Here is a 13,602-nt window from a genome sequence, read left to right as displayed (position 1 = left end):
TGCTGCACCGCTGCGCCTTGAACACAAAAATAACAAGACTGGAGACTCACCCCCCATGAACTTCAAACGCACCTTGCTCGCCGCTGCACTCCCGCTGATGTTCACCTTTGCTGGTGGCGCTCAGGCAGATATGAAACTCAAATTCGCTGATATTCATCCAGACGGTTACCCAACTGTGGTGGCCGAAAAGAGCATGGGCAAAACGCTTGAAAAGGAAACCAACGGCGAGCTGACCTTCCAGTACTTCCCGGGCGGAGTGCTCGGTTCCGAGAAGGAAGTCATCGAGCAGATGCAAGTCGGCGCGATACAGATGTCCCGGGTCAGCCTGGGTATCGTCGGCCCCGTGGTGCCGGATGTGAACGTGTTCAACATGCCGTTCATTTTCCGGGACCAGCAACACATGCGTAACGTCATCGATGGCCCGGTGGGCGATGAGATTCTCGACAAGATCACCAACTCCGAATTCAAATTGGTGGCCCTGGCGTGGATGGACGGCGGCACGCGCAACATCTACACCAAGAAACCGGTGCGCAAGCTCGAAGACCTCAAGGGCATGAAAATCCGCGTACAAGGCAACCCGATGTTCATCGACATGATGAACGCCATGGGCGGTAACGGCATCGCCATGGACACCGGCGAAATCTTCAGCGCCCTGCAAACCGGCGTGATCGACGGCGCGGAAAACAACCCGCCGACCCTGCTCGAACACAACCACTTCCAGAACGCCAAGTTCTACAGCCTGACCGGTCACCTGATCCTGCCAGAGCCGATCGTGATGTCGAAAATCACCTGGGAAAGACTCACTCCGGATCAACAGAAGATGGTGAAAACGGCGGCCAAAGCTGCCCAGGCTGAAGAACGCGTGTTGTGGGACAAGAAGTCCGCCGCCAGTGAAGAAAAACTCAAGGCCGCCGGCGTCGAGTTCATCACCGTTGACAAGAAACCCTTCTACGACGCCACCGCTCCGGTACGTGAAAAGTACGGTGCGAAGTACGCAGATCTGATCAAAAAGATCGAAGCCGTTCAGTAACGCCCCCCGCTCCATACTCATGAACAAGGCCCGGCGCGCCAGCGGTTCAGGCGCGCCCGGTTACGGTGGAACCCGATGAAGAATCTGCTGCTGCGTATCAACGACAAGATCTACATGACGTGCATCTGGGTCGCCGGCCTTTCCGTCCTGGCGATTTCCCTGATGATTCCCTGGGGCGTCTTCGCCCGCTACGTGCTCGGCACCGGTTCGAGCTGGCCAGAGCCGACGGCGATCCTGCTGATGATGGTGTTCACCTTCATCGGCGCCGCCGCCAGTTACCGCGCCGGTGCGCACATGGCCGTGGCCATGCTCACCGACCGCATGCCACCGCAGCTGAAATCCGCAGCAGCGATTTTTTCGCAACTGCTGATGGCGGCCATCTGCATCTTCATGACCATCTGGGGCACCAAGCTGTGCATCTCCACCTGGAACCAGTTCATGGCCGCCCTGCCCGATCTGCGCGTTGGCGTAACGTATTTGCCGATCCCCGTGGGCGGCCTGCTGACGCTGATTTTTGTTCTGGAAAAACTCTTGCTCGGTGACCAGAGCAAACGGCGGGTCGTGCAGTTCGACCTGGTTGAAGAAAGTGAAGGTGCCGCTTAATGGACGCTCTGATTCTGCTGGGCAGTTTTATCGTATTGATCCTGATCGGCATGCCGGTCGCCTACGCGTTGGGCGCCGCTGCGCTGATCGGCGCATGGTGGATCGACATTCCCTTCCAGGCGGTGATGATCCAGGTCGCCTCAGGGGTGAACAAATTCTCGCTGCTGGCCATTCCGTTCTTCGTCCTGGCCGGCGCGATCATGGCCGAGGGCGGCATGTCCCGGCGGTTGGTGGCGTGTGCCGGCGTGCTGGTGGGATTCGTCCGCGGTGGCCTGTCGCTGGTCAACATCGTTGCCTCGACGTTCTTCGGTGCGATCTCCGGTTCGTCAGTGGCCGACACGGCATCGGTGGGTTCGGTGCTGATTCCGGAGATGGAGCGCAAGGGTTATCCGCGCGACTTCTCCACCGCTGTGACCGTCAGCGGTTCGGTGCAAGCCCTGCTGACTCCGCCAAGCCATAACTCGGTGCTCTACTCCCTGGCTGCAGGCGGTACGGTGTCGATCGCTTCGCTGTTCATGGCCGGCATCGTCCCGGGCCTGCTGATGAGCGCCTGCCTGATGGTGCTGTGCCTGATCTTCGCGAAAAAGCGCAACTACCCCAAGGGCGAAGTGATCCCGATGCGCCAGGCGCTGAAGATCGTCGGCGAAGCCCTGTGGGGCATGATGGCGATGGTGATCATCCTCGGCGGCATTCTCTCGGGTATTTTCACCGCCACTGAATCGGCGGCCATCGCGGTGCTGTGGTCATTCTTCGTGACCATGTTCATCTACCGCGACTACAAATGGAGCGAACTGCCCAAGCTGATGCACCGCACGGTGCGCACCATCTCCATTGTGATGATCCTGATCGGTTTCGCCGCCAGCTTCGGCTACATCATGACCCTGATGCAGATCCCGGCGAAGATCACCACGCTGTTCCTGACCCTGTCGGACAACCGCTACGTGATCCTGATGTGCATCAACGTGATGTTGCTGCTGTTGGGCACGGTGATGGACATGGCGCCGCTGATCCTGATCCTCACGCCGATCCTGATGCCAGTGATCATGGGCATCGGTGTCGATCCGGTGCAGTTCGGCATGATCATGCTGGTCAACCTGGGGATCGGATTGATAACACCGCCGGTGGGCGCTGTGCTCTTCGTCGGCTCGGCGGTGGGCAAGGTCAGTATCGAAAGCACCGTAAAAGCGCTGCTGCCGTTCTATGGCGTGCTGTTCCTGGTGCTGCTGCTGGTGACCTACGTTCCAGCGATTTCGCTGTGGCTGCCGCACCTGGTGTTGTAACCCGCTGAAAAGATCGCAGCTCCTGCAGGAATCGCATTCCCCTGTAGGAGCTGTCGAGTGCAACGAGGCTGCGATCTGTTGATCTTCACGCCCGCACCAGCATGTACCCCGCCACCACCAGACAGACACTGGCAAACCCCACCTGCAACGCCCGCGCCGGCACCTGCGCGCACAGCCTGCGACCGACGATCATGCCAACGATGCTGGCGACAATGAACGCCGCACCCTGACTGTCGATACGCACCCCCGCATGAAACGCGCCGATCACCCCGATCGCGGAAATCAGACTGATCACCATCAACGACGTCGCAACGATGCCGCGCATCTGCACATCGGTCAGTTGCTTGAACGCCGGCACAATCAGAAAGCCGCCGCCGACGCCAAGTAAACCCGAAACCACGCCGGTAATCGCGCCCAGTGCAGCAAGGGTGGCGGTGCATTTGGCGGTCCAGTCGAAGCGCCCGGTCTGCTCGTTGAGCATGCAGTTTTTCTGGCCCCAACTGGCGTGGCCGTGATCGCTCGGCCCCGCTTGCTGACGGTCCTTTCTGAACATTCGCCAGGCGACCAAGACCATCAGCAGACTGAACAGCATCATCAGAATCTTTTCCGGCAACTGATGCGCGAAGTAGATCCCCAGCGGCGAAAACACCGCACCCAACGCGGCGATCAACAGCGCCGCGCGGTAACGGACCAGGCCATGGCGCAAACCGTCGATCGCACCGACCGCTGCCGCGCTGCCGACCGCAAACAAGGCCACCGGCGCCGCTTGCGTCATCGTCCAGCCGAGCCCGAGCACCAGCGCCGGCACCGCGAGAATCCCGCCGCCCGCGCCGGTCAGGCCGAGGACCAAACCCATCACCACTCCAAACAGACTTGCCAGCAACATAGGAGTTTTCTCAGTCGACCCTGGACAGACGCGTCAGCCACTCGCGCCCCTTGAGCATGCCGTGCCAGTAGAACCACGGCAGCAGCGTCGCCTTCAGCCACCATGCCGAACGGCGGGCCACGGTCGGGTCCAGCGGGAAGGTCGGCAGCAGTTTGCCGCCATAGCCGAACTCGGCGAGGATCACCTTGCCCTTCTCCACCGTCAGCGGGCAGGAACCGTAGCCGTCGTACTTGAGCGGCAGCGGCTGTTGTTTGCGCGCGGCCAGCAGGTTTTGCGCAACGACGACAACCTGCTTGCGCACCGCTGCGGCAGTTTTCGCATTGCTGGTGCCGCAGATATCGCCCAGTGCGAACACGTCGGGATAACGCGGATGCTGCAAGCTGTGTGGATCGACTTCGCACCAACCGCCGGCATCGGCCAGCGGACTCTGTGCGATGAAATCCGGCGCGACTTGTGGCGGCACGACGTGCAGCAGGTCGAAGGTTTTCGCGACCCGGCTGACATTGCCATCGGCGCCCTTGACTTCAAACCACGCGGTTTTTGCCGGGCCGTCGACCTTGACCAGATTCGAGTTGAACGCCAGTTGCGCGTCGTACTGTTCGATGTACTTCATCAACGGCGGCACGAAGGTCGGCACGCCAAACAGCGCAGCGCCAGCGAGATTGAATTCAACGTTGATGTCTTTCAGCACGGCGGATTTGCGCCAGTGATCGCAAGACAGGTACAGGGCTTTTTGCGGCGCGCCGGCGCATTTGATCGGCATCGCCGGCTGGGTGAACAGCGCCCGGCCATCGCGCAGTTTCTGCACTTGATCCCAGGTGTACTGGGCGTGTTGATAGCTGTAGTTGGAGGTGACGCCGTGCTGGCCGAGGCTTTCCTGCAAGCCTTCGATTCTCTCCCAGGCCAGGCGCAGACCGGGGCAGACGATCAGGTTCTGATAGCTGACGGTGCGCTGGTCGTCGAGGGTGAGTTGGCGGCTTTGCGGGTCGATGGCGCTGACACTGGCCTGAATCCACGTCGCCTGACGCGGCATGACTTTGCTCATCGGCCTGACCGTGTCCTTCACGTCAAACGCGCCACCGCCGACCAGCGTCCACGCCGGTTGATAGTAGTGCTGTGAACTCGGTTCGATCACGGTGACTTTGAGCTGCGGGTCACGCTTGAGCAGACTGGCGACAAAACCGATGCCGGCCGTGCCACCGCCGATGACCACGATGTCCGCACTGATGGATAGGCCCCAGTGTTGATCGTTCATTGCTTGTTCCTTTTGCTGCACGCAAGGATTTATTGGCTCACCACAACAACCAATGTGGGAGCGAGCCTGCTCGCGAAAGCGGTGGCTCAGTCAACTATTCGTCGGCTGACACGCCGCCTTCGCGAGCAGGCTCGCTCCCACAGGAGATGTTTGTGAGGGCTGGCATTTATGGCTGTTCCCAGCTCTTGAGTACCGCTCCGCAATAGAGCCCCGAGAGGGTTTTCATCACCTGGATCACTTCGTGACTGGCCAGGCCATAGAAAATGTATTTGCCTTCGCGGCGGGTCGCGACCAGGCCTTCATCGCGCAAGATGCCCAGTTGCTGGGACAGCGTCGGCTGGCGTACGCCGGTCATTTTTTCCAGCTCGCCGACGTTGCGTTCGCCCTGGGTCAGTTGACAGAGAATCAACAGGCGATCCTCATTGGCCAAGGCTTTGAGCAAGGCGCAGGCTTTGGACGCCGAGGCGCGCAGTTGGGCGACTTCACATTCGGTCAGACTGGATTGCATTTGCACGAGGCCTTGAAGGTCACTTAAGCTGCGAACATTATGTTTTTACATAAAGTGTTGCAACCCGAAATTACCCAGCACAGGTTTTCGCCATGCCCGCCCTGATTGAAGCGTTCCTCGACCCCGCCTCCTCGACCTACAGCTACGTGGTCTACGAAGCCGACGGCGGCCAGTGCGCGATCGTCGACCCGGTGCTCGATTACGATGGCGCCGCCGGGCGCACCGGCACGGCGCAGGCGGACAAGATCATCGCTTTCGTGCGTGTGCACCGGCTGCAAGTGCAATGGCTACTGGAAACCCACGCCCACGCCGATCACCTCTCCGCCGCGCCGTACCTGCGTCGTGAACTGGGCGGCAAGATCGCCATCGGTGAATCGATCAGCAAAGTGCAGAATGTGTTCAAGGCGCTGTTCAATCTGGAGCCGGAATTTTGCGTCGATGGCTCGCAGTTCGATCACCTGTTCGCGCCGAACGAGTCGTTCATGATCGGCAACCTCAAGGCCACCGCCCTGCACGTCCCCGGCCATACGCCAGCGGACATGGCCTACCTGATCGACGGCGAACAGATCCTCGTCGGCGACACGCTGTTCATGCCCGATGTCGGCACCGCGCGCTGTGATTTCCCCGGTGGCAATGCGCAGCACTTGTTCAAGTCGATCCAGAAGCTGTTGGCTTTTCCGGCGAGCGTGAAGCTTTACGTTTGCCACGATTACCCACCCGAAGGCCGCGCCTCGCAGTGCCAGACCACTGTCGGCGAACAGCGCAAAAGCAATATTCATGTGCATGACGGGATCGATGAAGCGGCGTTCGTGGAGATGCGCACGACACGTGACGCTGGGTTAGGCATGCCGACGTTGCTGCTGCCGGCGATTCAGGTGAATGTACGGGCGGGGAATATGCCGGCGCCTGAGGACAATGGCGTGGTTTACCTGAAGATTCCGCTTAACAAACTCTGACCCCTAGTCAGGCGCCCTAAGTCTGATCGTTCCCACGCTCTGCGTGGGAATGCATCCCGTGACGCTCTGCGTCACTTCTTGAGGCGGAACGCGGAGCGTCCCTGGCGGCATTCCCACGCGGAGCGTGGGAACGATCGGCGTCGGCGGGTCGGGTCGGGTCGGGTCGGGTCGGGTCGGGTCGGGTCGGGTGCATCAGGTCAGGTTATGCGCCCAGGGTCAATCCATTAGCCGGCAACGGCAACGCGGTCTTATAACGCACCTGCTTCAGCGCAAAGCTGGAGCGGATGTTCGCCACCCCCGGCACCTTGGTCAGAAAATCCATCATGAAGCGTTCCAGCGACTGAATGCTCGGCACCAGCACACGGATCAGATAATCCGGGTCGCCGGCCATCAGATAGCACTCCATCACCTCCGGCCGATCAGAAATCGCCTCCTCGAAGTGCTGCAGCGCTTCCTCCACCTGCTTTTCCAGGCTGACGTGAATGAACACATTCACATGCAGCCCCAGCAGATCGGCATCCAGCAACGTGACCTGCTCGCGAATCAGACCCAATTCTTCCATGGCCTTGACCCGGTTGAAGCATGGCGTCGGCGACAGGTTCACCGAACGGGCGAGGTCGGCATTGGTGATCCGCGCGTTCTCTTGAAGGCTGTTGAGAATGCCGATGTCGGTACGGTCCAGTTTGCGCATGAGACAAAACCACCTGTTTTTTATGTTTATGCAGAATTTCTATCTGCAAATGGTCGCCAGCGCAACGAAACACAGAGAAATATTCTTCTTGGCCACGCCTATGATTGTTGTAGGACAAGACTTCCCCTACCCGGGAATGACTGCCAGCTCACTACAAGAAATTCACAAGATCGAGCGTAGAAGCCATGACCCAAGCGTATGAACCGCTGCGCCTGCACGTCCCTGAACCCTCGGGCCGTCCCGGCTGCAAAACCGATTTTTCCTACCTGCATCTGACCGATGCCGGTACGGTGCGCAAACCCCCTGTCGATGTAGAACCTGCCGATACCGCCGACCTCGCCCGTGGCCTGATTCGCGTGCTCGACGATCAGGGCAACGCCCTCGGCCCGTGGGCCGAAAACGTGCCGGTCGAGATCCTGCGCAAAGGCATGCGCGCGATGCTCAAGACGCGCATCTACGACAACCGCATGGTCGTCGCCCAGCGGCAGAAAAAGATGTCGTTCTACATGCAGAGCCTTGGCGAAGAAGCCATCGGCAGCGCCCAGGCGTTGGCGCTGAACATCGATGACATGTGCTTCCCGACCTATCGCCAGCAAAGCATCCTCATGGCCCGCGATGTACCGCTGGTAGACCTGATCTGCCAGTTGCTGTCCAACGAGCGCGATCCGCTCAAGGGCCGCCAGTTGCCGATCATGTACTCGGTCAAGGACGCTGGCTTCTTCACCATTTCCGGCAACCTCGCCACCCAATTCATTCAGGGCGTCGGCTGGGGCATGGCCTCGGCGATCAAGGGCGATACGAAAATCGCCTCTGCGTGGATTGGCGACGGCGCCACCGCCGAATCGGACTTCCACACCGCCCTCACCTTCGCCCACGTTTATCGCGCGCCGGTGATCCTTAACGTGGTCAACAACCAGTGGGCGATTTCCACCTTCCAGGCCATCGCCGGCGGTGAAGCCACGACTTTCGCCGGACGCGGCGTCGGCTGCGGCATCGCCTCGCTGCGGGTCGACGGCAACGATTTCTATGCGGTCTACGCCGCTTCCGCCTGGGCTGCCGAACGCGCCCGGCGTAACCTCGGCCCGACCATGATCGAATGGGTCACCTACCGCGCCGGCCCGCACTCGACCTCCGACGACCCATCGAAATACCGCCCTGCCGATGACTGGAGCCACTTCCCGCTCGGCGATCCGATCGCGCGTCTGAAACAGCACCTGATCAAGGTCGGTCACTGGTCGGAGGAAGAGCACACCGCCGTCAGCGCTGAACTCGAGGCCGAAGTGATTGCTGCGCAGAAACAGGCCGAACAGTACGGCACCCTCGCCGGCGGTCAGATTCCAAGCGCCGCGACCATGTTCGAAGACGTCTACAAAGAGATGCCGGAGCACTTGAAGCGCCAGCGTCAGCAGTTGGGGATCTGACATGAACGATCACAACAACAATATTCAGTTGGAAACCGCCATGACCACGACCACCATGACCATGATCCAGGCCCTGCGCTCGGCCATGGATGTGATGCTTGAGCGTGATGACAACGTCGTCGTCTTCGGCCAGGACGTCGGTTACTTCGGCGGTGTGTTCCGCTGCACCGAAGGCCTGCAGACCAAGTACGGCACCTCGCGGGTGTTCGACGCGCCGATTTCGGAAAGCGGCATCGTCGGCGTGGCTGTCGGCATGGGCGCTTACGGACTGCGCCCGGTCGCCGAAATCCAGTTCGCCGACTACGTCTACCCCGCCTCCGACCAGATCATCTCCGAAGCGGCGCGTCTGCGTTATCGCTCGGCCGGCGAGTTCACCGCACCGATGACCCTGCGCATGCCTTGCGGCGGCGGCATCTACGGCGGCCAGACCCACAGCCAGAGCATCGAGGCGATGTTCACTCAGGTCTGCGGTCTGCGTACGGTGATGCCGTCCAACCCGTACGACGCCAAAGGCTTGCTGATCGCCTCCATCGAAAACGATGACCCGGTGATCTTCCTCGAGCCGAAACGCCTGTACAACGGCCCGTTCGATGGCCATCACGACCGCCCGGTAACCCCGTGGTCGAAACATCCGCAAGCCCAGGTGCCGGACGGTTACTACACCGTGCCGCTGGACGTTGCCGCGATCACTCGCCCGGGCAAGGACGTGACCGTGCTGACCTACGGCACCACCGTCTACGTCTCGCAAGTCGCTGCCGAAGAATCCGGCGTCGATGCCGAAGTCATCGACCTGCGCAGCCTGTGGCCGCTGGACCTGGAAACCATCGTCAAGTCGGTGAAGAAAACCGGCCGCTGCGTGGTGGTACACGAAGCCACCCGCACCTGCGGTTTCGGCGCCGAGCTGGTATCGCTGGTGCAAGAGCACTGCTTCCATCACCTGGAAGCGCCGATCGAACGCGTCACCGGTTGGGACACTCCCTACCCGCACGCGCAGGAGTGGGCGTATTTCCCAGGGCCGTCCCGCGTGGGCGCGGCGTTGAAACGGGTCATGGAGGTCTGAATGGGCACGCACGTTATCAAGATGCCGGACATCGGCGAAGGCATCGCAGAAGTAGAACTGTCGCAGTGGCACGTCAAGGTTGGCGATCTGGTGGTTGAAGACCAGGTGCTGGCGGATGTGATGACCGACAAGGCGATGGTCGATATTCCGTCGCCGGTACACGGGAAAGTGATTGCGCTCGGTGGTCAGCCGGGTGAAGTGATGGCGGTCGGCAGTGTGTTGATCAGCATCGAGGTTGAAGGTGCTGGCAACCTTAAAGAGTCCGCCGCACCCGCGCATGTCAAAGAAGCACCGGTTGCGCCGAACGTTGAGACTGCTGTCGAAAGCAAGCCCGCCGCAGCCGCCGCACCACGTCCGGCTGCCGTTTGCCAGGGCCCGATGGTCGCTCGCGAAGCGGATGAACGCCCGCTAGCCTCGCCAGCCGTGCGCAAACATGCCCTGGATCTGGGTATTCAATTGCGTCTGGTTCGCGGCACCGGCCCGGCCGGTCGTGTGTTGCATGACGACCTGGAGGCCTATCTGGCGCAAGGTCAGTCGAACGCTTCGGCGCCGGCCGCTGCCGCTTATGCCCAGCGCCACGACGAAGAACAGATTCAAGTGATCGGCATGCGCCGCAAGATCGCTCAGCGCATGCAGGATGCTACTCAGCGTGCCGCGCACTTCAGTTATGTCGAGGAAATCGACGTCACCGCAATCGAAGAACTGCGCGCGCATCTGAATGAAAAACATGGCGCCAGCCGTGGCAAGTTGACCTTGTTGCCGTTCCTCGTTCGCGCGCTGGTCGTCGCCCTGCGCGACTTCCCGCAGATGAACGCCCGTTACGATGACGAAGCGCAAGTCATCACCCGCCTCGGTGCGGTGCATGTCGGCGTCGCCACGCAAAGCGATGTCGGCCTGATGGTGCCCGTGGTGCGTCACGCCGAAGCGCGCAGCCTGTGGGACAGCGCCGCCGAAATTTCGCGTTTGGCCAACGCCGCGCGCAATGGCAAGGCCAGCCGCGATGAGCTGTCCGGTTCGACCATCACTCTGACCAGCCTCGGCGCATTGGGCGGCATTGTCAGCACGCCGGTGCTGAATCTGCCGGAAGTGGCCATTGTCGGCGTGAACAAAATCGTCGAACGGCCAATGGTGGTCAAAGGCCAAGTGGTGATCCGCAAGATGATGAACCTCTCCAGCTCCTTCGATCACCGCGTGGTCGACGGCATGGATGCGGCGCTTTTCATTCAGGCCATCCGTGGCTTGCTCGAACAACCCGCTACCTTGTTTGTGGAGTAATGGAATGCAGACTTTGAACACCACGCTGCTGATTATCGGCGGCGGCCCCGGCGGTTACGTCACGGCGATCCGCGCCGGGCAATTGGGTATTCCGACCATTTTGGTCGAAGGCCAGTCGTTGGGCGGCACCTGCCTGAATATCGGCTGCATTCCGTCAAAAGCGCTGATTCATGTGGCTGAGCAGTTTCACCAGACACAACATCACAACCAGCATTCGGCGTTGGGCATCAGCGTTGCCGCGCCGACCCTGGATATCAGCAAAAGCGTCGAGTGGAAGGATGGCATCGTTGATCGCCTGACCACTGGCGTCGCCGCGCTGCTGAAGAAAAACAAGGTTCAGGTCATCAATGGCTGGGCGAAAATCATCGACGGCAAAACCGTGGAAGTCGGCGATACCCGCATCCAGTGCGAACATCTGGTGCTGGCCACCGGTTCGACCAGCGTCAATCTGCCGATCCTGCCGATTGGCGGGCCGATCATCTCCTCCACCGAAGCGCTGGCGCCAACGGCTGTGCCGAAACGCCTGGTGGTGGTCGGCGGTGGTTACATCGGGCTGGAGCTGGGCATCGCTTATCGCAAGCTCGGCGCCGAGGTCAGCGTGGTCGAAGCACAGGACCGTATCCTGCCGGCCTATGACGCAGAACTGACGCAACCAGTGCATGAGGCGCTCAAGCAACTGGGTGTGAAGCTGTACCTCAAGCACAGCGTGCTCGGTTTCGACGGCACGTTGCAGGTGCGCGATCCTGAAGGCGAAACCCTCAATCTGGAAACCGACCAGGTACTGGTTGCCGTTGGTCGCAAACCCAATACGCAGGGGTTTAATCTCGAAGCGCTGAATCTGGACATGAACGGTTCGGCGATCAGGATCGACAGCCGTTGCCAGACCAGCATGCGCAACGTCTACGCCATTGGCGATGTGAGCGGCGAACCGATGCTGGCCCACCGCGCCATGGCTCAGGGCGAAATGGTTGCCGAGTTGATCAGTGGCAAGAGCCGTGAGTTCAACCCGACCGCCATCGCCGCCGTGTGCTTTACCGACCCGGAACTGGTGGTGGTCGGCACAACCCCGGACGAGGCCAAGGCTGCGGGGCTGGACTGCATCGTTTCCAGCTTCCCGTTCGCCGCCAACGGCCGGGCGATGACCCTGGAATCGAAAAGCGGCTTCGTCCGCGTGGTCGCACGTCGCGACAATCATGTGATTGTCGGCTGGCAAGCGGTGGGCGTTGGGGTTTCCGAACTGTCGACGGCGTTTGCGCAAAGCCTGGAAATGGGCGCGCGACTGGAAGACATCGGCGGCACCATTCATGCGCACCCAACCTTGGGCGAAGCGGTGCAGGAAGCGGCGTTGCGGGCGCTGGGGCATGCGCTGCATCTGTAGGCCCCTTCGCGAGCAGGCTCGCTCCCACACTTGAAATGCATTCCCCCTGTGGGAGCGAGCCTGCTCGCGAATTCTTGAGGGCAACACTATTTATCTGAGTGTCATCCGATAGTCCGGGCTGCGAAACCGCTCAAGAATGAAGTATTGTTGTGCCCATCCAAAAAAACGTCAGAAGCCTTGAACCGTTTCGGCGGTTGTTCAGTGATAGAGGGTGTCATGGGTAACGAAAGCATCAATTGGGACAAGCTGGGTTTTGACTACATCAAGACCGACAAGCGCTATCTGTCGTACTTTCGCGATGGCGAGTGGGACAAAGGCACCCTGACCGAAGATAACGTCCTGCACATCAGCGAAGGCTCCACCGCCCTTCACTATGGTCAGCAGTGCTTCGAAGGCATGAAGGCCTATCGCTGCAAGGACGGCTCGATCAACCTGTTCCGCCCGGACCAGAACGCCCTGCGCATGCAACGCAGCTGCGCGCGTCTGCTGATGCCGACGGTCGACACCGAGCAGTTCATCGAAGCCTGCAAAGCCGTGGTCCGCGCCAACGAGCGTTTCATCCCGCCTTACGGCACTGGCGGCGCGCTGTACCTGCGTCCGTTCGTGATCGGCGTGGGTGACAACATCGGCGTGCGCACTGCGCCCGAGTTCATCTTCTCGATCTTCTGCATCCCGGTCGGCGCCTACTTCAAGGGCGGCCTGACCCCGCACAACTTCCAGATCTCCAGCTACGACCGCGCGGCCCCGCAAGGCACCGGTGCGGCCAAGGTCGGTGGCAACTACGCCGCCAGCCTGATGCCGGGCTCGAAAGCCAAGAAGGCCAACTTCGCCGACGCGATCTACCTCGATCCGATGACCCACACCAAGATCGAGGAAGTCGGTTCGGCCAACTTCTTCGGGATCACCCACGACAACAAGTTCGTCACCCCGAACTCGCCATCGGTCCTGCCAGGCATCACCCGCCTGTCGCTGATCGAACTGGCCAAATCGCGTCTGGGCCTGGAAGTGGTTGAAGGCGACGTGCTGATCGACAAGCTGTCGGACTTCAAGGAAGCCGGTGCCTGCGGTACCGCTGCGGTGATCACGCCGATTGGCGGCATCAGCTACAACGACCACCTGCATGTGTTCCACAGCGAAACCGAGGTAGGCCCGGTAACCCAGCAGCTCTACAAAGAGCTGACTGGCGTGCAGACCGGCGACATCGAAGCGCCAGCGGGCTGGATCGTCAAGGTTTGATCTGACGACTGCTGATGCTCAAA

Annotated in this window: 13 protein-coding genes; 9 read left to right on the top strand and 4 right to left on the bottom strand. The window is 60.7% G+C overall.

What is annotated here, in order from left to right; genetic code table 11:
• Nucleotides 1-55: 55 nt before the first annotated feature.
• From AC0Z5Z_RS18845 to AC0Z5Z_RS18835, 3 genes are all read left to right on the top strand, one after another.
• Nucleotides 56-1,030, top strand: coding sequence for a TRAP transporter substrate-binding protein (locus AC0Z5Z_RS18845; RefSeq protein ID WP_150634991.1), 975 nt, complete (start codon nucleotides 56-58; stop codon nucleotides 1,028-1,030).
• Nucleotides 1,031-1,105: 75 nt separating this feature from the next.
• The gene (locus tag AC0Z5Z_RS18840; protein ID WP_056789065.1) at nucleotides 1,106-1,633 is read left to right on the top strand and encodes a TRAP transporter small permease; all 528 of its coding nucleotides are present in this window, start codon (nucleotides 1,106-1,108) and stop codon (nucleotides 1,631-1,633) included.
• The gene (locus AC0Z5Z_RS18835; RefSeq protein WP_016775191.1) at nucleotides 1,633-2,913 is read left to right on the top strand and encodes a TRAP transporter large permease; all 1,281 of its coding nucleotides are present in this window, start codon (nucleotides 1,633-1,635) and stop codon (nucleotides 2,911-2,913) included. Before AC0Z5Z_RS18840 ends, AC0Z5Z_RS18835 begins: the two co-directional genes overlap by 1 nt.
• An 85-nt stretch (nucleotides 2,914-2,998) precedes the next feature.
• On the opposite strand, the gene AC0Z5Z_RS18830 is transcribed toward AC0Z5Z_RS18835, so the two are convergent.
• From AC0Z5Z_RS18830 to AC0Z5Z_RS18820, 3 genes are all read right to left on the bottom strand, one after another.
• Nucleotides 2,999-3,799 (bottom strand): sulfite exporter TauE/SafE family protein, encoded by an 801-nt coding sequence (locus AC0Z5Z_RS18830; RefSeq protein WP_236168611.1) that lies wholly within the window; start codon nucleotides 3,797-3,799, stop codon nucleotides 2,999-3,001.
• Between the two features lie 10 nt (nucleotides 3,800-3,809).
• Nucleotides 3,810-5,054, bottom strand: coding sequence for an NAD(P)/FAD-dependent oxidoreductase (locus AC0Z5Z_RS18825; RefSeq protein ID WP_485611516.1), 1,245 nt, complete (start codon nucleotides 5,052-5,054; stop codon nucleotides 3,810-3,812).
• A gap of 166 nt (nucleotides 5,055-5,220) precedes the next feature.
• Nucleotides 5,221-5,562, bottom strand: a complete 342-nt coding sequence (locus AC0Z5Z_RS18820) for an ArsR/SmtB family transcription factor (RefSeq protein ID WP_016775194.1) — start codon at nucleotides 5,560-5,562, stop codon at nucleotides 5,221-5,223.
• Between the two features lie 92 nt (nucleotides 5,563-5,654).
• Here AC0Z5Z_RS18820 and AC0Z5Z_RS18815 point away from each other — a divergent pair, with 92 nt between their 5' ends.
• On the top strand, nucleotides 5,655-6,518 hold the full coding sequence (locus AC0Z5Z_RS18815; RefSeq protein WP_460161033.1) for an MBL fold metallo-hydrolase: 864 nt from the start codon (nucleotides 5,655-5,657) through the stop codon (nucleotides 6,516-6,518).
• Nucleotides 6,519-6,720: 202 nt separating this feature from the next.
• Here the strand turns inward: AC0Z5Z_RS18815 and bkdR are convergent, their stop codons facing one another.
• Nucleotides 6,721-7,209, bottom strand: a complete 489-nt coding sequence (bkdR, locus tag AC0Z5Z_RS18810) for a Bkd operon transcriptional regulator BkdR (RefSeq protein WP_041476986.1) — start codon at nucleotides 7,207-7,209, stop codon at nucleotides 6,721-6,723.
• A gap of 185 nt (nucleotides 7,210-7,394) precedes the next feature.
• Here bkdR and AC0Z5Z_RS18805 point away from each other — a divergent pair, with 185 nt between their 5' ends.
• The 5 genes from AC0Z5Z_RS18805 (at nucleotide 7,395) to AC0Z5Z_RS18785 (ending at nucleotide 13,579) form a co-directional block, all read left to right on the top strand.
• Nucleotides 7,395-8,630 carry a 3-methyl-2-oxobutanoate dehydrogenase (2-methylpropanoyl-transferring) subunit alpha gene (locus AC0Z5Z_RS18805; RefSeq protein WP_095182010.1) on the top strand — a complete coding sequence of 412 codons (1,236 nt, stop codon included), beginning with the start codon at nucleotides 7,395-7,397 and terminating at the stop codon, nucleotides 8,628-8,630.
• A gap of 1 nt (nucleotide 8,631) precedes the next feature.
• Nucleotides 8,632-9,690 (top strand): alpha-ketoacid dehydrogenase subunit beta, encoded by a 1,059-nt coding sequence (locus tag AC0Z5Z_RS18800; protein ID WP_003224000.1) that lies wholly within the window; start codon nucleotides 8,632-8,634, stop codon nucleotides 9,688-9,690.
• Nucleotides 9,691-10,965: a dihydrolipoamide acetyltransferase family protein gene (locus AC0Z5Z_RS18795; RefSeq protein WP_252882241.1), complete on the top strand. Its 1,275-nt coding sequence runs from the start codon at nucleotides 9,691-9,693 to the stop codon at nucleotides 10,963-10,965.
• A gap of 4 nt (nucleotides 10,966-10,969) precedes the next feature.
• Nucleotides 10,970-12,343 (top strand): dihydrolipoyl dehydrogenase, encoded by a 1,374-nt coding sequence (gene lpdA, locus AC0Z5Z_RS18790; protein ID WP_485611515.1) that lies wholly within the window; start codon nucleotides 10,970-10,972, stop codon nucleotides 12,341-12,343.
• 216 nt (nucleotides 12,344-12,559) lie between these two features.
• Nucleotides 12,560-13,579 (top strand): branched-chain amino acid aminotransferase, encoded by a 1,020-nt coding sequence (locus tag AC0Z5Z_RS18785; protein WP_016775201.1) that lies wholly within the window; start codon nucleotides 12,560-12,562, stop codon nucleotides 13,577-13,579.
• The last annotated feature ends 23 nt before the right edge of the window (nucleotides 13,580-13,602 follow it).

The organism is Pseudomonas sp. 1L-E-NC-VB-C3 (assembly GCF_057291535.1).
Note: the sequence above shows the minus strand (reverse complement) of the source record. Positions and strands in the feature narration are given on the sequence as shown.

Excerpts from the sequence above, each read along its gene's own strand:
- bkdR (WP_041476986.1), bottom strand. The coding sequence starts at position 7,209 with ATGCGCAAACTGGACCGTACCGACATCGGCATTCTCAACAGCCTTCAA.
- AC0Z5Z_RS18840 (WP_056789065.1), top strand. The coding sequence starts at position 1,106 with ATGAAGAATCTGCTGCTGCGTATCAACGACAAGATCTACATGACGTGC.
- AC0Z5Z_RS18820 (WP_016775194.1), bottom strand. The coding sequence starts at position 5,562 with ATGCAATCCAGTCTGACCGAATGTGAAGTCGCCCAACTGCGCGCCTCG.
- AC0Z5Z_RS18835 (WP_016775191.1), top strand. The coding sequence starts at position 1,633 with ATGGACGCTCTGATTCTGCTGGGCAGTTTTATCGTATTGATCCTGATC.
- lpdA (WP_485611515.1), top strand. The coding sequence starts at position 10,970 with ATGCAGACTTTGAACACCACGCTGCTGATTATCGGCGGCGGCCCCGGC.
- AC0Z5Z_RS18785 (WP_016775201.1), top strand. The coding sequence starts at position 12,560 with ATGGGTAACGAAAGCATCAATTGGGACAAGCTGGGTTTTGACTACATC.
- AC0Z5Z_RS18795 (WP_252882241.1), top strand. The coding sequence starts at position 9,691 with ATGGGCACGCACGTTATCAAGATGCCGGACATCGGCGAAGGCATCGCA.
- AC0Z5Z_RS18830 (WP_236168611.1), bottom strand. The coding sequence starts at position 3,799 with ATGTTGCTGGCAAGTCTGTTTGGAGTGGTGATGGGTTTGGTCCTCGGC.
- AC0Z5Z_RS18805 (WP_095182010.1), top strand. The coding sequence starts at position 7,395 with ATGACCCAAGCGTATGAACCGCTGCGCCTGCACGTCCCTGAACCCTCG.
- AC0Z5Z_RS18845 (WP_150634991.1), top strand. The coding sequence starts at position 56 with ATGAACTTCAAACGCACCTTGCTCGCCGCTGCACTCCCGCTGATGTTC.
- AC0Z5Z_RS18825 (WP_485611516.1), bottom strand. The coding sequence starts at position 5,054 with ATGAACGATCAACACTGGGGCCTATCCATCAGTGCGGACATCGTGGTC.
- AC0Z5Z_RS18800 (WP_003224000.1), top strand. The coding sequence starts at position 8,632 with ATGAACGATCACAACAACAATATTCAGTTGGAAACCGCCATGACCACG.
- AC0Z5Z_RS18815 (WP_460161033.1), top strand. The coding sequence starts at position 5,655 with ATGCCCGCCCTGATTGAAGCGTTCCTCGACCCCGCCTCCTCGACCTAC.